General features: G+C 33.9%; 19 protein-coding genes. 11 read left to right on the top strand and 8 right to left on the bottom strand.

What is annotated here, in order from left to right; translation table 11 throughout:
* Positions 1–61: 61 nt before the first annotated feature.
* From LPC23_RS06250 to tgt, 3 genes are read right to left on the bottom strand one after another with little or no spacing between them, the layout of a single operon-like run.
* Positions 62–946, bottom strand: coding sequence for a DMT family transporter (locus tag LPC23_RS06250; RefSeq protein ID WP_229328913.1), 885 nt, complete (start codon positions 944–946; stop codon positions 62–64).
* Entirely contained in the window at positions 933–2,027 is a 1,095-nt protein-coding gene (locus LPC23_RS06245) for an LptF/LptG family permease (RefSeq protein WP_229328912.1), read from the bottom strand. The genes LPC23_RS06250 and LPC23_RS06245 overlap by 14 nt, the downstream gene beginning before the upstream one ends.
* A 7-nt stretch (positions 2,028–2,034) precedes the next feature.
* A complete protein-coding gene (gene tgt / locus LPC23_RS06240) occupies positions 2,035–3,165 on the bottom strand; it encodes a tRNA guanosine(34) transglycosylase Tgt (protein ID WP_229328911.1) in 1,131 nt (376 codons plus the stop codon).
* 102 nt (positions 3,166–3,267) lie between these two features.
* Here tgt and rlmD point away from each other — a divergent pair, with 102 nt between their 5' ends.
* The 3 genes from rlmD to LPC23_RS06225 are packed head-to-tail and all read left to right on the top strand — an operon-like array spanning position 3,268 to position 5,948.
* Entirely contained in the window at positions 3,268–4,680 is a 1,413-nt protein-coding gene (gene rlmD / locus LPC23_RS06235; protein WP_229328910.1) for a 23S rRNA (uracil(1939)-C(5))-methyltransferase RlmD, read from the top strand.
* A gap of 4 nt (positions 4,681–4,684) precedes the next feature.
* Positions 4,685–5,221 carry a DUF6452 family protein gene (locus LPC23_RS06230; protein ID WP_229328909.1) on the top strand — a complete coding sequence of 179 codons (537 nt, stop codon included), beginning with the start codon at positions 4,685–4,687 and terminating at the stop codon, positions 5,219–5,221.
* Complete coding sequence (locus LPC23_RS06225; RefSeq protein ID WP_229328907.1) at positions 5,193–5,948, top strand: DUF6048 family protein; 756 nt, start codon at positions 5,193–5,195, stop codon at positions 5,946–5,948. The genes LPC23_RS06230 and LPC23_RS06225 overlap by 29 nt, the downstream gene beginning before the upstream one ends.
* A gap of 29 nt (positions 5,949–5,977) precedes the next feature.
* Here LPC23_RS06225 and LPC23_RS06220 read toward each other — a convergent pair whose 3' ends face one another.
* Both LPC23_RS06220 and LPC23_RS06215 read right to left on the bottom strand, forming a co-directional pair.
* On the bottom strand, positions 5,978–6,211 hold the full coding sequence (locus LPC23_RS06220) for a hypothetical protein (RefSeq protein WP_229323664.1): 234 nt from the start codon (positions 6,209–6,211) through the stop codon (positions 5,978–5,980).
* Positions 6,212–6,223: 12 nt separating this feature from the next.
* Positions 6,224–7,393, bottom strand: coding sequence for a THUMP domain-containing class I SAM-dependent RNA methyltransferase (locus tag LPC23_RS06215; RefSeq protein ID WP_229328905.1), 1,170 nt, complete (start codon positions 7,391–7,393; stop codon positions 6,224–6,226).
* Positions 7,394–7,541: 148 nt separating this feature from the next.
* On the opposite strand from LPC23_RS06215, the gene LPC23_RS06210 reads away from it, so the two are divergent.
* From LPC23_RS06210 to LPC23_RS06175, 8 genes are read left to right on the top strand one after another with little or no spacing between them, the layout of a single operon-like run.
* A complete protein-coding gene (locus tag LPC23_RS06210) occupies positions 7,542–8,306 on the top strand; it encodes a class I SAM-dependent DNA methyltransferase (protein ID WP_229323660.1) in 765 nt (254 codons plus the stop codon).
* Positions 8,306–8,974, top strand: coding sequence for a ZIP family metal transporter (locus LPC23_RS06205; RefSeq protein ID WP_229328903.1), 669 nt, complete (start codon positions 8,306–8,308; stop codon positions 8,972–8,974). The genes LPC23_RS06210 and LPC23_RS06205 overlap by 1 nt, the downstream gene beginning before the upstream one ends.
* A 16-nt stretch (positions 8,975–8,990) precedes the next feature.
* Positions 8,991–9,371 (top strand): PH domain-containing protein, encoded by a 381-nt coding sequence (locus LPC23_RS06200; RefSeq protein ID WP_229323656.1) that lies wholly within the window; start codon positions 8,991–8,993, stop codon positions 9,369–9,371.
* Positions 9,372–9,387: 16 nt separating this feature from the next.
* Positions 9,388–10,209, top strand: coding sequence for an N-acetylmuramic acid 6-phosphate etherase (murQ, locus tag LPC23_RS06195; RefSeq protein WP_229328901.1), 822 nt, complete (start codon positions 9,388–9,390; stop codon positions 10,207–10,209).
* Positions 10,210–10,212: 3 nt separating this feature from the next.
* A complete protein-coding gene (locus tag LPC23_RS06190; protein WP_229323652.1) occupies positions 10,213–10,434 on the top strand; it encodes a DUF6095 family protein in 222 nt (73 codons plus the stop codon).
* Positions 10,434–11,006: a pentapeptide repeat-containing protein gene (locus tag LPC23_RS06185; RefSeq protein ID WP_229328899.1), complete on the top strand. Its 573-nt coding sequence runs from the start codon at positions 10,434–10,436 to the stop codon at positions 11,004–11,006. Before LPC23_RS06190 ends, LPC23_RS06185 begins: the two co-directional genes overlap by 1 nt.
* 2 nt (positions 11,007–11,008) lie before the next feature.
* Entirely contained in the window at positions 11,009–11,395 is a 387-nt protein-coding gene (locus tag LPC23_RS06180; RefSeq protein WP_229328897.1) for a DNA topoisomerase IV, read from the top strand.
* A gap of 22 nt (positions 11,396–11,417) precedes the next feature.
* Positions 11,418–12,185 (top strand): TerC family protein, encoded by a 768-nt coding sequence (locus tag LPC23_RS06175; RefSeq protein WP_229323646.1) that lies wholly within the window; start codon positions 11,418–11,420, stop codon positions 12,183–12,185.
* Between the two features lie 38 nt (positions 12,186–12,223).
* Here LPC23_RS06175 and LPC23_RS06170 read toward each other — a convergent pair whose 3' ends face one another.
* The 3 genes from LPC23_RS06170 to ychF form a co-directional block, all read right to left on the bottom strand.
* Positions 12,224–14,932, bottom strand: a complete 2,709-nt coding sequence (locus LPC23_RS06170; protein WP_229328895.1) for a DNA gyrase/topoisomerase IV subunit A — start codon at positions 14,930–14,932, stop codon at positions 12,224–12,226.
* Between the two features lie 182 nt (positions 14,933–15,114).
* Complete coding sequence (locus LPC23_RS06165; protein WP_229323642.1) at positions 15,115–16,968, bottom strand: DNA topoisomerase IV subunit B; 1,854 nt, start codon at positions 16,966–16,968, stop codon at positions 15,115–15,117.
* Between the two features lie 229 nt (positions 16,969–17,197).
* Positions 17,198–18,292, bottom strand: coding sequence for a redox-regulated ATPase YchF (gene ychF, locus LPC23_RS06160; protein ID WP_229328893.1), 1,095 nt, complete (start codon positions 18,290–18,292; stop codon positions 17,198–17,200).
* Positions 18,293–18,493: the final 201 nt, after the last annotated feature.

Here is an 18,493-nt window from a genome sequence, read left to right as displayed (position 1 = left end):
ATTTAAAATCGTTTGATAGTTGTTATTTACCATTTAAGTATAAAAACTAGTTCGATTTTGACTACTTTTTTGGTTTGTAATAATGTTTAATTATCCCATTTAAAATCACGGTGATTACAATTATTAAAGCTCCGATATAAAATTCTGTACTCATTTTTTCTTTTCCGCCAATGATAAAATACGCAAGTACAATTCCGTAAACCGGCTCTAAATTAGTGGTTAGCATAACCGTGTAAGGAGTTAATTTACGCATTACTTTTACCGAAGCTGTAAAAGCATATGCCGTACAAACGGAAGCCAAAATAAAAAGGAAAAACCAATTATTGAGAGACAAAACAAAAAAATCAAGTGTAAACTTTCCTTGAAAAACAAAATAAAAAGATATGAAAAATACGCCCGAGAGGAATTCATAAAATGTAATTACTGATGGGTCGTGTTTCGCTATCAACTTTCCATTGATTAATGTAAATAAAACCCCTAAAATAATCGATACCAAAGCATAATAAAACCCATATATATAGCCGCTTTCTACTTGAAGAATCAAAAATAATCCTGCTATTATTATTAAACCAAAAAACACTTCGTACCACAAAACCTTTCTCCCGTAAAAAATGGGTTCTAATAATGATGCAAAAAAAGCACCTAAGGAAAAAACAGAAAGTGTTATAGATACATTAGAAATATGTATGGCTTGAAAAAAGAAAATCCAATGCAAGGCGATCAATAACCCTACGAAAACCAATTGCATCAACTCTTTAATTGGAATACGAAATGATTTTTTCTTTACAATTAAAAACAAACCCAAGAATCCACTTGCTAACACCATTCGATACCAAACTAAATTATCAGCAGGAATAGTAATTAAAGCACCTAAAATAGCAGTAAAACCCCATATAAAAACAATTAAATGAAGGTTAAGGTAACTTGTTAAATTATCGTTTCGCATTTCGTAATAAATAAAAAGCTAGGATTCCAAAAAATAAATTGGGTGTCCAGACAGCTATAAAAGGTGAAAAACTTGTTTTCTCAGCCAAAACACCAAAAATTTTATCGAAAAACACATATGAAAATGCCACTGCAATTCCGATAGCTAAATTCATACCCATTCCCCCTCTTCGTTTCATTGCTGAAACTGAGACTGCAATTATTGTTAGAATGAACGCAGAAATAGGAATGCTAAATTTTTTATAGTAAACAACCAAATACATATTGATATTAGAAGATCCTCTTTTCTTTTCTTTATTGATGAACTCGTTTAATTTTCCCAAAGGAAGAGTCTCTGCTATATAAACTACAGGAGCTAAATCTTCTAGATCAAATTTAAATTTCATTTTTTTCTCGGGCGCTTTTTCAATCTTATCACCTAATGGACCTACTGTTCTTTTAGTATATTCAAAAAGGGTGTAGTTTTTCTCTTTTGGATTCCATTGAATTCGTGAGGCAGTAATTTTGTATACCAATTTTTCATTATTGCAGTTTTCCAATGAAAAATTATACGCAGTTTTAGTTTCGGTATTGAAGCTATTAACATAGATGAATTCCGTGTCACTAATTTGTCGATATACATCAGTATTATCGCCCTGCATTAATTGTTGACCGCCTGTTTTTAAATACGTATATCTAAAATTATTAAATCCTTCACTGGCAATGGGAACCAAATAAAAGCCCATAATTAAAACCACGAATGAAACTATAGAAGCGCCAATAATAAAAGGTCTTAAAAAACGTGTAAAAGATATTCCTGAACTTAAAATAGCAATAATTTCAGTGTTGTTTGCTAACTTTGATGTAAACCAAATTACCGATAAAAACAAAAATATCGGAAATAACATATTCGCCCAATAAATGGTAAAATGAAAATAGTAGATAGCAATTTTATTGAAAGGGACTTGATTTTTGATCATCATGTTAACCTTCTCCGATACATCAACAACAATTCCAATTGGAATAAACAACAATAGCATCACAGAAAAAGTGGCTAAATACCGCTTTAAAATATATTGATCTAGAATTGTTAATTTATTCATGAGAAAATTATAATCGTTGGCTCATATTTTTAACCATCATTTCTTTCCATGGTCTAAAATCTCCTGCTAAGATATGCTTTCTTGCTTCGCGAACCAACCACATATAAAATCCTAAGTTGTGAATGGTTGCAATTTGTTTTCCAAGAAATTCATTAGCAGCGAATAGATGACGTAAGTAAGCTTTTGTATATTCAGTATCTACAAAAGTGATTCCCATTTCATCAATGGGAGAAAAATCTGCTTCCCATTTTTTATTTTTGATATTGATTGTTCCATTAGCAGTAAATAACATCCCGTTTCTAGCATTACGTGTTGGCATTACGCAATCAAACATATCGATTCCCAAAGCAATATTTTCCAAAATGTTAATAGGAGTTCCTACGCCCATCAAATAACGTGGTTTGTCTTCAGGCAAGATTTCGCAAACTACTTCCGTCATGGCATACATTTCTTCTGCAGGTTCTCCTACTGAAAGTCCGCCAATCGCATTTCCTTGCTGACCAGAATTAGCAATATATTCTGCTGATTGTCTTCTTAAATCTTTATAGGTACTTCCTTGAACTATTGGAAAGAAAGTTTGTTCGTAACCGTATTTGAAAGGTAAATTATCCAAATGATTGATACAACGATCCAACCAACGGTGCGTCATGTGCATTGAGCGTTTGGCATAATTATAATCGCAAGGATATGGCGTACATTCGTCAAAAGCCATAATAATATCGGCCCCAATTGTACGTTGAATTTCCATTACATTTTCAGGTGTAAAAAAGTGGTACGAACCGTCAATATGCGATTTGAATTTCACCCCTTCTTCTTTAATTTTTCGGTTTGCCGAAAGCGAATATACTTGGTAACCACCCGAATCAGTCAAAATATTACGATCCCAATTCATAAATTTATGCAAGCCACCTGCTTTTTCTAAAATTTCAGTTTGAGGGCGCAAATACAAATGATAGGTATTCCCTAAAATAATATCAGGATTGATATCATTTTTTAATTCGCGTTGGTGCACTCCTTTAACAGAAGCAACTGTCCCAACAGGCATAAAAATAGGAGTTTCAATCACCCCGTGATCAGTAGTGATACTTCCAGCTCTAGCTTTCGATTGTGGATCTTTTTGTAATAAATCAAACTTCATAATGGCTTTTTTCAGTCGGCAAAGATAGGCTAATTTGAATCCTTTTTAAAAAATTTTGCCAAATTGAATTTATAAAACCATTCAAACACTTATTTTTGCGCTATGGCAAGAAAAAATACAGACAAAGTTGTCTTTCATCAAATAAAAGTCCTTGATGCTGGTGCAAAAGGCGTATCGGTAGCAAAAGCGCCCGACGGAAAAGTAATTTTTATCCCTAATGTAGTTCCTGGAGACGTTGTAGATGTGCAAACATTCAAGAAACGTAAGGCTTTTTACGAAGGAAAAGCAGTAAAGTTTCACGAACTTTCAGAACATCGAATAGAACCTATTTGTGAACATTTTGGAGTTTGTGGTGGTTGTAAATGGCAAAATATGAACTACAGCCAACAATTGTTTTACAAACAAAATGAGGTAAAAAACCATTTGCAACGTATTGGAAAAATTGAACTTCCAGAATTTGATCCCATTTTAGGTTCAGAGAAACAATTCTTTTACAGAAACAAAATGGAATTTTCATTCTCGAATAGCCGTTGGTTAACCGAAAAAGAAATCGAAAGTACCGAAGACTTAGGCAATCGAAATGCGTTAGGATTTCACATTCCAAAAATGTGGGACAAAATCTTAGACATCAACAAATGCCATTTACAAGAAGATCCTTCTAATGCAATTCGTAATGAGATTAGGGCTTTTGCTAATGAAAACGGATTGACTTTCTTCAACCCAAGAGCGCACGAAGGTTTGTTGCGTACGTTAATGTTACGAACTGCTTCAACCGGAGAAATCATGGTTTTGATTCAGTTTTTTGAAGATGATAAAGCCAATAGAGAATTAATTTTAGATCATATTTACAAAAAATTCCCTCAAATTACTTCGCTTCAATTTGTGGTGAATAATAAAGCAAACGATACTTTATACGATACCAATATCCAACTATATAAAGGTCGTGATTACATTTTGGAAGAAATGGAAGGTTTGAAATTTAGCATAAATGCGAAATCTTTTTACCAAACCAATTCCGATCAAGCCTACGAATTGTACAAGATAACACGCGATTTTGCTGGACTTACAGGAAATGAAACCGTATATGATTTATATACAGGTACAGGAACTATTGCACAATTTGTATCTAAAAAAGCCAAAAAAGTTATTGGTGTAGAAAGCGTTCCGGAAGCGATTAGCGATGCGAAAGCCAATGCCAAACGTAATGAAATTACCAATTGTGAGTTTTTCGTGGGAGACATGAAAGTGGTTTTTAACGAAAGTTTTATTGCTCAACACGGTAAACCAGATGTGATTATTACTGACCCACCTAGAGACGGAATGCACAAAGATGTTATTGAGCAAATTCTTAAAATTGAACCTCAAAAAGTGGTGTATGTGAGCTGTAACTCGGCTACACAAGCACGTGACTTGGCATTAATGGACGAAAAATACAAAGTAACCCGTGTGCGCCCTGTGGATATGTTCCCGCAAACGCATCACGTAGAAAATGTTGTACTTTTGGAGAAACGATAATCAAATGAAAAAGCGAATTCTTGTTGTAGTTGTGCTACTTTCGGTGTTTTTCTCAGGATGTGAGAAAGACGACATTTGCGATGCTGCTACAATTACCACTCCCCGATTAGTTTTAACTTTTTATGATATCAATAACCCAAGCGTTGTAAAGAATGTATCGCAATTAAAAGTGGTTGGAGAAGGAATGACCGAAGGGATTATCTTTAGTCCAAATGCGATAGGTGATTCAAAATACGTTACCAATGGAAGTAGCATTTCTATTCCGTTGAAAGTAGATCAAGATGTAACTACTTATAATTTGATTTTTAATTCGGGTAACACAAACCCTGCTTTGGTATTTACTGACAAAATTCAAATCAATTATACCCGAACTAATACATTTGTCTCTAGAGCATGTGGCTACAAAACTACGTTTACTTTACGACCAACAAATCCAATAATTCACTCTGCATTATCTTCAAATAAGTGGATCCGATTCATATCAGTAGATAAAACAACAATAGTAAATGAAAATGAAACACATATTAAACTATTTTTCTAGTGTTTGTTTTTTGGTTGCGTTCACTTTAGTGCAGGCACAAGAAAAATCTACTGTAAAAACAAATTTTGAGACTAAGACCCTAGAACAAACTGAAGATAGCATTCCAGTAAAAAAAGATCGTTATGGACTACGATTAGGAATAGATCTATTTAAATTCTCAAGAGGTTTTTATGATAAAAATTATAAAGGAATAGAACTTACAGGTGATTTTAGATGGAATAAAAAATACTTTTTAGCAGCCGAACTCGGAAATGAAAATAAAACTACTGAAGACGACCGATTAACATCAACGAGCAAAGGTTCGTACCTAAAAGTGGGTTTCGATTACAATTTATATGAAAATTGGTTGGATATGGAAAATATCATTTCAATTGGTTTGCGTTATGGATTCAGTACGTTTAGTCAAGAATTAAATGGATATAAAATTTATAACCCGCATCCCTATTGGGGAGAATTACCACTAATTCCTGCCAATCAAGAATTCAATGGCTTAAGTGCGAGTTGGATTGAAGTAGTAACCGGAATGAAGGCTAAAATGTTTAACAATGTCTTTGTTGGATTTAGTGTTCAATTAAAAACATTAGTTACCAATAAAAAACCAGACGGTTTTGATAATTTATACATTCCGGGATTTAACAGGACCTATAATGGAAATTTCGGAATTGGTTTTAACTACACTGTTAGTTATTTTCTCCCGTTGTATAAAAAGAAAGTAATCTCTAAATAATAGTGCTGCCTTTTGGCAAAAGCCAAAGATTACAACTCCTTTATACCTTTAATAAAAAGCCAAGACATAAAGAGTTTCTCTCCATCTTTAGTTTTAACGGATTGAAATTTTGGAGAAAGAATTGTCCCTACTACAAAAGCGGTAAACGGAATAAATAACCCTGTCAAATTAGTGTAGTTATGAATCAAATATCGAAAAGCAATAAACAAAATAGCAAAACTTCCCAACTGATACATAAAGGCTCTTAATTGTAATTTAGTCATATCATTTATTTTTTATTCTTTATCGGCTACTTGAAATTTAGTTCTTTTGCTGCCTTCGTACATTTCGTATTTCACTAAACGGGCTTCTAAACTTGCATTGAACAATTTAATTTTACGTGAAGGTTTCAATCCTACAAATTTCAATGCTTCCAGATTGGCGGTAATAAACCATGCGTTAGTTCCTGGATAACTCTTTTTCAACGTATCTCCAATATTCTTGTAAAACTCTTCCATATGAATGTCCAATCGTTCATCATACGGCGGATTGAAAACCATGTGTAATTTTACTTGAGAGTTCTTTTCAGTATCAAAAAAGTTATCTTCGGCAATGCTGATGTAATCTTCTAAGTTCGCATTTCGAATATTGTCTTTGGCTTTACTCACGGCACTTGGCGCCTTGTCATATCCTTTTATGGTATAATGAAACTCTTTTACTTTTTTCATTAAACTGTTGACAATTTGGTCAAACAAATCATTGTCCCAATCGTTCCATTTTTCGAAAGCAAACTCTTTACGATTGATATTGGCCGGAATGTTGCACGCAATCATAGCGGCTTCCGCCAAAAAAGTTCCTGAACCACACATTGGGTCAAGAAAATCGCTTTGTCCTTCCCAACCTGAAAGGATTAAAATTCCTGCTGCCAAAACTTCATTAATAGGGGCAATATTCGTTGCAGTTCGGTAACCACGTTGGTGCAATGAATTTCCAGAAGTGTCCAAAGCTACCGAGACTTGATCTTTACCAATGTGAATATTGATTCGTAAATCTGGAAAAGCTTTGTCGATACTCGGACGCTGCCCTGTTCTTTCTCTAAATTGATCTACGATCGCATCTTTACATTTTTGAGAAACAAATTCAGAATGGTTAAAATGATCCGAATGTACCGTCGCATCAATTACAAAAGTCTGATTGGCATTCAAATACTTCGACCAATTAATTCCTGAAATTCCTTTGTATAAGGCGTTTTCATTATTGGCTCTAAAAGTATAAATCGGTTTTAAAATTTTCAAAGCAGTTCGTAATGACAAATTGGCTTTGTACATAAAACCTTTGTCTCCTTTGAAACTAACCATTCTAATTCCTTGTTCTACATCTTGTGCGCCTAATGCTTTTAATTCATTGGCTAATATTTCTTCAAAACCAAAAAAGGTTTTGGCAATCATTTTAAAATTATCTTCCATTTTTTTCTGTTCAATTCAACTACTTCTGTTTTATTTTAAAAAAAGCAGCGGCAAAAACCTATTTATTGAACTTTGAATTCAAATAATAGGGTTTATTTGTGCAAAAATACACTAAATTTGCGGACTTGATTTAATTGAAAAAGAATAAATGTCTGAAGATTTGATACCAACAGTTTTAGATAGTCAAAAGCCAACACAAAACTGGTTTGCTTCTTGGTTTGATACCCCGTATTACCATATCCTATATAAAGAACGCAATTACCGTGAAGCGCAAATTTTCATGGATAACTTGACGCACTATCTTAATCTTCCAGAAAAAGCCAAAGTATTGGACTTAGCTTGTGGAAAAGGACGTCATGCTATCTATTTAAACCAATTGGGGTTTGAAGTTATTGGTGCTGATTTATCAGAAAACAGTATTGCAGAAGCTAGTAAAAATAGCAATAGTAGTTTGCATTTTCAGGTACATGATATGCGCGAAAAATTCGAGGATCAATTTGATGCTATTTTCAATTTGTTTACGAGTTTTGGTTATTTTGAAAATGATGCCGATAACTTGAAAACGCTTATTGCCATTAAAGAGAGCTTAACCGAACACGGATTTGCAGTCATTGATTTCATGAATGTGAATCAAGTAATCGCTAATCTAGTCCCTGAAGAAACCAAAACAGTAGAAGGCATTGATTTCTATATAAAACGCTATGTGAAAGACGGACATATTTACAAAGAAATTGCCTTTGAAGATCAAGGTGAATCGTTTCATTTCACAGAAAAAGTACAAGCTTTGACTTTACAAGATTTTCAAACGATGATGGATGAAGCTGGTATCTATTTATTAGATATCTTTGGGGATTATAAACTGAAGAAATTCCATAAAACTGAAAGCGAACGATTAATCATGATTTTTAAATAATGAATTATCTTTTACCCTTACTTTCTGTATTAATTGGCTATTTATTTGCTTTGGTTTTCCAACCAAAAGACAAAGCGAAACTCAAATTGCTTTTAGCGTTCAGCGGTTCTTTTTTATTGTCACTAACAGTAAGCCATTTGTTACCGGAAATCTATGAAAGTAATAATAATCGAATTGGATTATTTATTATGGTAGGGATTTTGTTCCAAATTATTTTAGAATATTTTTCGCAAGGTGCAGAACACGGACATGTTCATGGACATGACAAGATGAATCATATTCCATGGTTGTTGTTTATCAGTCTTTGTATTCATGCTTTGGCAGAAGGTTTTCCTGTAGCTCATAATCATGATTTAGCAATTGGTATTGCCATTCATCATTTACCCATCGCTATCATTTTAACTACCTTTTTCATCAATGCTAATTTGAATAAAAAAGCTATTTTTATATTTATGATTAGCTTTGCTATAATGACCCCTTTAGGCACTATTCTGTCAGATTATTTACCGATACTTAATACATATTACACCGAAATAACAGCAATAGTTATTGGGATTTTATTTCATATTTCTTCGACTATCATTTTTGAAAGTAGTGAGGGACATAAATTCAATATTGCTAAAATATCGATGATAGTATTAGGATTTGGATTGGCCTATTTAATTTAACTTAAAACAAACCATTATGGGAATTTTTTCTGCTTTACTAGGAAATGCTGGAGCTGTAGATCAAGAAAGTTTAATGAATGACTACGGAAAATTACTAATCGAAGGGGAATCGATAGAACTTGGTTTCAAATTAATTAGAGATACATTTATCTTTACATCCAAACGATTGATATTAATTGAAAAACAAGGAATTACAGGAAGTAAAATTGAATATAAATCAATTGTTTACAAAAGTATTTCAAGATTTAGCATAGAAACTGCCGGAACATTCGATTTAGAGGCTGAACTAAAGATTTGGGTTTCTAGTGAAGTAAATCCTAGTATAGTGAAACAATTTAACAAATCTGTTAATGTTTACGATGTTCAAAATATCTTAGCATTTCATGTTTTAAAATAAATTCAATAATTTATTTATGACTTTTACTAAAACTACAGAACAATCCTCAAAATACGACCATTTAGAAAAAATGTCGGTGCAGGAATTGCTGTTCAATATCAATCAAGAAGACCAAACGGTGCCATTGGCTGTTGCCAAAGCAATGCCATCTATCGAGGCTTTAGTAACTCAAATTGTGGCTAAAATGAAATTAGGAGGTAGATTGTTTTACATTGGAGCCGGTACTTCTGGACGATTGGGAATTGTTGATGCTTCTGAGTGTCCGCCTACTTTTGGAGTTCCTTTTGACTTGGTTAATGGAATTATTGCAGGTGGGGACAAAGCCATTCGTCGTGCGGTTGAAAATGCTGAAGACAATACTACACAAGCTTGGATAGATTTACAAGAATACAACATTAACTCCGATGATGTGGTAGTTGGAATAGCGGCTTCTGGAACAACTCCATATGTTATTGGCGGTTTACAAGCTTGCAACGAAAATAATATCATCACTGGAAGCATTTCGTGCAATGCCGAAAGTCCACTTTCACAAACGGCTACATTCCCAATTGAAGTAATTGTTGGCCCGGAATTTGTTACTGGAAGTTCGCGAATGAAAGCCGGAACAGCACAGAAATTAGTGTTGAATATGATTTCTACAGCAACTATGATTCAGCTAGGGAAGGTCAAAGGAAACAAAATGGTAGACATGCAATTGAGCAACACCAAATTAGTAGATCGCGGAGTAAAAATGATTATGAGTGAAATTCCTGTTTCCTATGAAGAAGGAAGCCAATTACTATCTCAATTAGGCAGCGTTAGAAAAGCGGTTGATTTTTACCAGCAGCAAAAAAACTAAATAATGGCAACCAACAAAGCTCTTTTGGCGAAAGCCTTAAAATATTTATCTGGCGCTTTACCTTTATTATTCATTGGTCCTGCGATAATTCATAATGCGTTTATGAACCAAGGAAATAATTGGCATTACCTTGTATTAGGAATTGGAATTGCTTTATGTATTTATGGAGTATATTGCCTGTATGTTGGATTAAAAACTATTATGAACAGTTTATTCAACGATTAATGGAAAACCTCATCAACATTCAAAAAACATTTGAAAAAGTCATAGCTATTGATAGCCGAATCAATCATCGTGAATTTGAAGACTGCATCTTTAAAAACTGTGATTTTTCCAATTCTGATTTAAGTAACAATACCTTTATGGATTGCGAATTTATTGATTGTAATTTATCCATGATTAGCCTTGTTGGAACCAGTTTAAAAACTGTTCATTTCAAGAATTGTAAGTTATTAGGAATTCATTTCAATACTTGTACTGATTTTTTATTCCAAGTCAGTTTTCAAGATTGTGTTTTGGATTATGCCTCGTTTGCCAATAAAAAAATGCCTAAAACAAACTTTATAGCTTGTTCAATGAAAGAGACAGGTTTCATAAATACTCAATTATCCAATGCAATTTTTGATAATTGTAATTTAGATAACGCTATATTTAATGATAGCCAATTAGCAGGGGCTGACTTTAGAACTGCTTTTAACTACAAAATTGATCCAGAGTTCAACCCAATGAAGAAAGCGAAATTTTCAGCTCAAGGTATTGTGGGACTTTTAGATAAATACGATATAAAAATAGAATAATCATGAAGAATATAATCGCTTTATTTGGTTTGCTATTACTAGCCTCTTGTTACAGTACCGAGAACAATTGTAAAGATTTCAAAACAGGGAAATTCAAATTCGAACATGAAGTAGACGGTGTGAAAAAAGTTACATTTTTTGAACGCAAGGACAGTATTGAGATCGAAACTTTTGAAGGAAAAACAGACACTGCAATTGTACGTTGGATTAGTGATTGTGAATATGTCCTAAGAAAAAAACATCCTAAAAATAATCAAGAAAAAAGGGCAATAAGCATGAAGATTTTGACCACCTCAAAAAATTCATATACCTTTGAATTCGGAATGGTTGGTGTAGATAGTAAACAGCGAGGTACGGTTATCAAAATTGGAGAAACTAACCTAAAATAAACAGAACATTTAATTCACTATAATGGAAGTATTTTTAAATCCAGATGCTTGGATAGCCCTTTTAACCTTAACATTTTTAGAGATTGTATTAGGAATAGATAATATTATTTTTATTTCTATCGCTACCGGAAAACTTCCTGAAGAAAAACGAAAAAGAGCGACCAAAATTGGTATGTTCCTAGCTATGTTTATGCGTATAGCGTTGTTGTTTGGAATTAATCTACTAATTCAAATGAAAGAACCTTGGTTCCATATTGACTTAAGTTGGTTCTCCGCAAATATTACTGGTCAAAGTATTATTCTTTTGCTAGGAGGCTTATTTTTAATTTATAAAAGCACCAATGAAATTCGTGAAAAAGTAGAAGAAAAAGGACAAGAAGAAAAAGAAATAAAAAAATCAGCTACAAAATCATTTAGAAATGTAATTTTCCAAATCATATTGATAGATATGGTGTTTTCTTTTGATAGTATTTTAACGGCTGTAGGTATGACTAATGGTGTTGAAGGTGCTATATACATTATGATTACAGCTGTTATCATTTCTGTATTTATAATGATGCAATTTGCAGTTCCAGTTGGTAATTTTGTAAATAAACATCCTTCTATACAAGTATTAGGTTTAGCATTTCTAATTTTAATTGGAATGATGTTACTTACCGAAAGCGCGCATTTAGCCGACGCACTTATATTTGGTAATCATGTTACCCCAATTCCAAAAGGATATTTATATTTTGCCATATCATTTTCATTAGTTATTGAAATGCTAAATATGAAAATGACTAAAAAGTAAACCTAAAAAAAGCTCCTGAAATAGGAGCTTTTTTTATTTTAATCTAAACTTAAAGTAATTTGACCGTCATCATTTGTGTCTGTAGGAATGTCTTCTAACTCAGTTGATTCTTCTGTGCTTGTCTCCTCGACTTCTTTTTCAGGTTCTTCGTATGGCAATGACTCTAACAAATTCACTTGTTTTAACTTATCTGTTGTCAATTGATTACCAATAGCTTTTATTCCTTTAACCGCTATGAATTGTTCCAAATCAATCGTTTGATTTTCTTTTTGAACACCTTTCACTTTCGCAAATACAATTTCTGCCATTGGACGCCAATCAGTTGAAACAATTTCTAACTGTGATTTTTCGTGTTCAGTAATAAAAATTTCTTCTTTATTTTCATTTTCTACTAAGAAACGTTTTACAAAATAACGCTCTTTTTCTCCATCATAATAAATGGTAGCAATTGGTTTCTTAGGATTCCATTTTTCTAACACAATCATATCCTCGTCAAAATGCGTAGTCAATTCAGGAATAATCGTTTTAAGCTTACCTGATTGATTGATAATCAACAAACGATCATTAGGTCTAAACTCTCCTAACAACTCCCCTCTTCCGTCTACGTTCAATCTTTGGACCGTATCATCAAACCAAACTTTTCTTGGACGCAAAGTTGATATTCCTTTTTCTTTCAACTCAATTTTCTTAATTGGGTATTTAGAAACGGTATTACCTCTCGAAGCACGTCCTTTTATGGCAATATCAGAAAAATCGACATCCCATTTTAATTTCTTAACACTTCCAACCTGACGCAATAAAATAGTCACGACTTCAGCTTCTCCATTTGGATTGGCTGAAAAATACAAGACCATAGATCCAGCATTCTCTTGAGTCAAATCGTAGAACTTATCACGTGTCACTCCAGAAACATTGAAACGTTTGATAAAGGTTGATCCATTTTTACCATCTCGGTAGATCATATTGTAAATGGTACGTTTGTCGTTTTTGTCAAACACCGCAATATGTATAATGTCTTTGCCAATGAATTTCTTTTCATCCACTTTGGTAATCATCATTTTCCCATCGCGAAGGAAAACAATCACATCATCAATATCGGAACAATCGGCAACGTATTCGTCCTTTTTAAGTCCAGTTCCCAAGAAACCTTCCTCTCTGTTGACATATAATTTGGTATTACGCAACACCACTTTGGTAGCTTCAATAGTATCAAAACTTCGCAACTCCGTTTGGCGTTCTCGTCCTTTTCCGTATTTGTCTTTTAATTTTTGGAAAAAGTCAATGGTAAAATCAATGATGTTATCCAAATGATGTTTCACTTCTTCCATTTCGGCTTCCAACTTAGCAATTGCATCATCCGCTTTATCCGAGTCGAAACGCGTAATACGAATCATTGGAATTTGCGTTAATTTTTGCAAATCATCATCATTGGTTTCACGCACAAATGATTTTTTGAAAGGTTCAAATCGGTCGTACATATATTTGTACAATGATTCTCTATCTCCATACAATTTGAAATCAATATACATTTCTTCACGAATGAAAATTTTCTCCAAAGTAGAAAAATGCCATTTGTTTTCCAGTTCGTCCAATTGGATTTCTAGTTCCCGTTTCAACAAATCTACCGTGCGATGTGTGGAGATTTTCAACATTTCAGAAACACCAATAAACAAAGGCTTATTATTTTCAATAACACAACCTAACGGCGCCACAGAAGTTTCACAAGCAGTAAATGCATATAGGGCATCTATCATTTTATCAGGCGAAACACCTGGCGGGAGGTGAATCAAGATTTCTACCTCAGCAGCTGTGTTGTCCTCAATTTTCTTGATTTTGATTTTCCCTTTTTCATTCGCCTTCAAAATACTATCAATCAAGGTAGAAGTATTAGTTGAAAACGGAATTTGAGTAATCACCAAGGTTTGTTTATCCAATTGTGCAATTTTGGCACGAACACGAACACGCCCGCCTCGCAAACCATCATTATAATTAGAAACATCAGCAATACCTGCTGTTGGAAAATCAGGATATAAGGTAAATGATTTGCCCTTCAATACTTTGATAGAACAATCAATTAATTCATTAAAATTATGAGGTAAAATTTTAGTTGAAAGACCCACCGCAATTCCCTCAGCACCTTGTGCTAACAATAAAGGAAATTTAACAGGAAGATTGATAGGCTCAGCTCTACGTCCGTCATACGACATTCCCCATTGCGTGATTTTAGGCGAATATAAAATATCGTGTCCTAACTTACTGATTCGAGCTTCAATATAACGGGAAGCTGCAGCACTATCTCCAGTGAGAATGTTACCCCAGTTTCCTTGCATATCAATAATCAAATCTTTTTGACCAATTTGCACCATAGCGTCTCCGATACTCGCATCTCCGTGTGGGTGATACTGCATAGTGTGTCCTACGATATTAGCTACTTTATTGTAACGACCATCATCCAACTCTTTCATAGAGTGCATAATACGACGTTGCACAGGCTTAAAACCGTCTTCAATAGCCGGCACAGCACGCTCCAAAATTACATACGAAGCATAGTCCAAAAACCAGTCTTTGTACATTCCGGTTACTTTGGTAATCGTATCTTCGGGATTTTCATTATTTTCATAAAAATGATTCCCACCAAAAGCAACGATGTCGTCAAAACCTTCCTCGTTTTCGTTTGCCGTTGTATCCAAAGAATCGTTGGTTTCGTCTTCGTTTGGAATGATGTTATCTTCTTCTTCGTCTTTCATTTTTTTGTAGCACTAAGTTTCACAAAGTTTTACACTAAGTTTCACAAAGTTTATAATTATAATTTTACTTTATGCTATTTTTTACACAATGTTATTCAAAGTATTTCACTAAGTTCCACAATGTTTAAAATTCCTTCGAGAGACTTTACGCTATACTTGGTGTTACTTTGTGCTCCAATTAACTATTTCTCCACAACGTCTAATTCCACCTTCAAATTATTGATGATGAACGTTTGACGGTCGGGTGTATTTTTACCCATATAAAACTCCAATAACGTTTCGATTGAAGTCGCTTTATCCAGCATTACTGGATCCAAACGAATATCGGCTCCAATAAAGTGTTTGAACTCGTCAGGCGAAATTTCTCCCAATCCTTTAAATCGGGTAATTTCTGGTTTTGGTTTCAATTTTTCAATAGCGTTAACACGCTCTTCTTCACTGTAACAATAAATAGTTTCTTTCTTGTTTCGCACACGAAATAAAGGAGTTTGCAAAATATACAAATGGCCGTCTTTAATTAACTCTGGGAAAAATTGCAAGAAGAACGTAATCAATAACAACCGAATGTGCATTCCATCGACATCGGCATCGGTTGCGATAACAATATTATTGTAACGCAAATCTTCCATAGATTCTTCAATATCCAAAGCGGCTTGCAATAAATTAAACTCTTCGTTTTCGTACACAATTTTCTTGGTCATTCCATAGGAATTCAATGGCTTACCACGCAAACTGAAAACTGCTTGTGTATTCACATCGCGCGATTTAGTAATCGAACCCGAAGCCGAATCTCCCTCAGTAATAAACAAGGTACTTTCTAAATAACGTGGATTTTTAATGTCGGGTAAATGCACGCGACAATCACGTAGTTTTTTATTGTGTAAACTCGATTTTTTAGCACGATCTTTGGCTAATTTTCGAATACCTGATAATTCTTTACGCTCTCTTTCGGCTTGTAAAATCTTACGCAACAACAAATCGGCAACTTCTGGATTTTTGTGTAAGAAGTTATCTAATTTGGTGGTAATAAAATCGTGGACAAAAGTACGCACTGTTGGGCCATTCGGACCAATATCTGTTGAACCTAATTTGGTTTTGGTTTGACTTTCAAAAACAGGTTCTTCTACTTTGATCGACACAGCCGAAACAATTGATTTTCGGATATCCGAAGCCTCAAAACCTTTGTTGTAATAATCACGAATGGTTTTCACGACTGCTTCTCTGAAGGCATTCAAATGCGTTCCTCCTTGAGTTGTGTTTTGTCCGTTAACAAACGAATGGTATTCTTCTGAATATTGCGATTTACTGTGCGTTAACGCAATTTCAATATCTTCTCCAATCAAATGAATAATTGGATATACTGAATCTTCTTCGGTAATGGTTTCTTCTAACAAATCTTTCAATCCGTTATCCGAATAGTATTTTTCGCCGTTATAGTAAATGGTCAATCCAGTGTTGAGGTAACAATAGTTCTTCAACATTTTTACCACATACTCGTTACGGTATTTATAGTTTTTAAAAATCTGCTCATCCGCAATAAAAGCAACTTTTGTTCCTTTACGTTTGGTTGATTCTTGTACTTCTTCTTCCAAAACCAAATTCCCTGCCGAGAATTCTGCTGCTTTTTGTTGGTTGTCACGAACCGATTCAACACGGAAATAATTCGATAAGGCATTCACTGCTTTGGTACCTACCCCATTCAAACCAACTGATTTTTTGAAGGCTTTAGAATCGTACTTCCCTCCTGTGTTCATTTTGGAAACTACATCAACTACTTTACCTAATGGAATTCCACGACCGTAATCGCGCACTGTCACCATTTTGTCTTTGATAGTAACTTCAATGGTTTTTCCTGCTCCCATTACAAATTCATCGATACAATTATCTAATACTTCCTTGAGCAAGATATAAATACCATCGTCTGGCGAAGAACCGTCACCGAGTTTTCCAATATACATACCAGGACGCATACGAATATGTTCCTTCCAGTCGAGTGATCGAATATTATCTTCGTTGTATTGATTTTGTTCAGACATTTTAAAAAGTATCGATTTTGTGCTAATTTAAGATAATTTGATACATTCTTAAACAAGCGAAAGCCAAAGTTATTAAGAATTATATTGACAATAAAAAGTGTGATTTACGAGGTGCGATATACGAAGTACGATTTATGGAGTACGAAGTACGATTTTCGAATTGGAGATAAAAAAACCGCTAAATTACTTTAGCGGTTTTTTGTTATTATTACTATTATTAAATGGCGGACTACACATTAAATCTAAAGTGCATTACGTCTCCGTCTTTAACTATATATTCTTTTCCTTCTACTTTAAATTTACCTGCTTCCTTACATTTTGCTTCTGAGCCGTAGTGAGTAAAATCCTCATACGAAATAACTTCAGCACGAATAAACCCTTTCTCAAAATCAGTATGAATAACACCCGCCGCTTGTGGTGCAGTAGCTCCAATATTAATTGTCCAAGCGCGCACTTCTTTTACACCTGCTGTGAAATAGGTTTGTTGTTTCAATAATTTGTATGCTGCACGAATCAAAACAGAAGCTCCTGGTTCAGTCAATCCCATATCTTCTAAGAATACTTGACGCTCTTCGTAGCTCTCCAATTCGTTAATATCAGCTTCAGCACCTACAGAAAGAATAATAACTTCGGCATCCTCGTCTTTTACCAATTCGCGAACTTGATCTACATATTTATTTCCGTTTACTGCCGAATTTTCATCCACATTACACACATACAAAACCGGTTTATTGGTGATTAATTGGAAACTTTCCATTAATTCTTCTTCATCTTGATTTGCAGGCGAAACTGTTCTTGCAGATTTAGCCTGTAATAAAGCTTCGCGAATTCTATTCAACAACGATTGCTCGGCTTGTGCTTCTTTATTACCTGTTTTAGCTGCACGATTTACTTTTTCCAAACGTTTTTCAACCGTTTCTAAATCTTTCAGTTGCAACTCGATATCAATAGTTTCTTTGTCACGAATAGGATTTACATTCCCATCTACGTGAACAATATTATCATTATCAAAACAACGCAACACATGAATAATCGCGTTACACTCTCTAATATTTCCTAAGAATTGGTTTCCTAAACCTTCCCCTTTACTTGCACCTTTAACTAAACCAGCAATATCTACAATATCTACAGTTGCCATTTGAACACGCTCTGGTTTTACCAATTCTTCCAATCGATTGATTCTTGGATCAGGTACATTAACCACCCCAATATTAGGTTCAATTGTACAAAATGGAAAATTCGCACTTTGTGCTTTGGCATTAGACAAACAATTAAATAAAGTTGATTTTCCTACATTAGGCAATCCTACAATTCCTGCTTTCATGATAATTTATTTTCGAAAAGTGGTAATAACCACAAATATTAGCAATTCTATTAATAAAGGATGCAAATATAGGATTAAAAAAAGGTTCGTTAAACAAAAACATGGAATTCTTGCATTCTTTGTAAAATTACTGTCTTCAATGAAAAAATGTTAATTTATTCTTAAATAAACAGTAAATTGCGACTTCATTAAACCAATTAA

This window comes from Flavobacterium ammonificans, from assembly GCF_020885975.1.
In the GTDB taxonomy this organism is placed as follows: domain Bacteria; phylum Bacteroidota; class Bacteroidia; order Flavobacteriales; family Flavobacteriaceae; genus Flavobacterium; species Flavobacterium ammonificans.
Note: the sequence above shows the minus strand (reverse complement) of the source record. Positions and strands in the feature narration are given on the sequence as shown.

Bases quoted from the DNA above. Each gene is read 5' to 3' on its own strand.
- LPC23_RS06250 (WP_229328913.1), bottom strand. From the start codon at position 946: ATGCGAAACGATAATTTAACAAGTTACCTTAACCTTCATTTAATTGTT.
- LPC23_RS06245 (WP_229328912.1), bottom strand. From the start codon at position 2,027: ATGAATAAATTAACAATTCTAGATCAATATATTTTAAAGCGGTATTTA.
- tgt (WP_229328911.1), bottom strand. From the start codon at position 3,165: ATGAAGTTTGATTTATTACAAAAAGATCCACAATCGAAAGCTAGAGCT.
- rlmD (WP_229328910.1), top strand. From the start codon at position 3,268: ATGGCAAGAAAAAATACAGACAAAGTTGTCTTTCATCAAATAAAAGTC.
- LPC23_RS06230 (WP_229328909.1), top strand. From the start codon at position 4,685: ATGAAAAAGCGAATTCTTGTTGTAGTTGTGCTACTTTCGGTGTTTTTC.
- LPC23_RS06225 (WP_229328907.1), top strand. From the start codon at position 5,193: ATGAAACACATATTAAACTATTTTTCTAGTGTTTGTTTTTTGGTTGCG.
- LPC23_RS06220 (WP_229323664.1), bottom strand. From the start codon at position 6,211: ATGACTAAATTACAATTAAGAGCCTTTATGTATCAGTTGGGAAGTTTT.
- LPC23_RS06215 (WP_229328905.1), bottom strand. From the start codon at position 7,393: ATGGAAGATAATTTTAAAATGATTGCCAAAACCTTTTTTGGTTTTGAA.
- LPC23_RS06210 (WP_229323660.1), top strand. From the start codon at position 7,542: ATGTCTGAAGATTTGATACCAACAGTTTTAGATAGTCAAAAGCCAACA.
- LPC23_RS06205 (WP_229328903.1), top strand. From the start codon at position 8,306: ATGAATTATCTTTTACCCTTACTTTCTGTATTAATTGGCTATTTATTT.
- LPC23_RS06200 (WP_229323656.1), top strand. From the start codon at position 8,991: ATGGGAATTTTTTCTGCTTTACTAGGAAATGCTGGAGCTGTAGATCAA.
- murQ (WP_229328901.1), top strand. From the start codon at position 9,388: ATGACTTTTACTAAAACTACAGAACAATCCTCAAAATACGACCATTTA.
- LPC23_RS06190 (WP_229323652.1), top strand. From the start codon at position 10,213: ATGGCAACCAACAAAGCTCTTTTGGCGAAAGCCTTAAAATATTTATCT.
- LPC23_RS06185 (WP_229328899.1), top strand. From the start codon at position 10,434: ATGGAAAACCTCATCAACATTCAAAAAACATTTGAAAAAGTCATAGCT.
- LPC23_RS06180 (WP_229328897.1), top strand. From the start codon at position 11,009: ATGAAGAATATAATCGCTTTATTTGGTTTGCTATTACTAGCCTCTTGT.
- LPC23_RS06175 (WP_229323646.1), top strand. From the start codon at position 11,418: ATGGAAGTATTTTTAAATCCAGATGCTTGGATAGCCCTTTTAACCTTA.
- LPC23_RS06170 (WP_229328895.1), bottom strand. From the start codon at position 14,932: ATGAAAGACGAAGAAGAAGATAACATCATTCCAAACGAAGACGAAACC.
- LPC23_RS06165 (WP_229323642.1), bottom strand. From the start codon at position 16,968: ATGTCTGAACAAAATCAATACAACGAAGATAATATTCGATCACTCGAC.
- ychF (WP_229328893.1), bottom strand. From the start codon at position 18,292: ATGAAAGCAGGAATTGTAGGATTGCCTAATGTAGGAAAATCAACTTTA.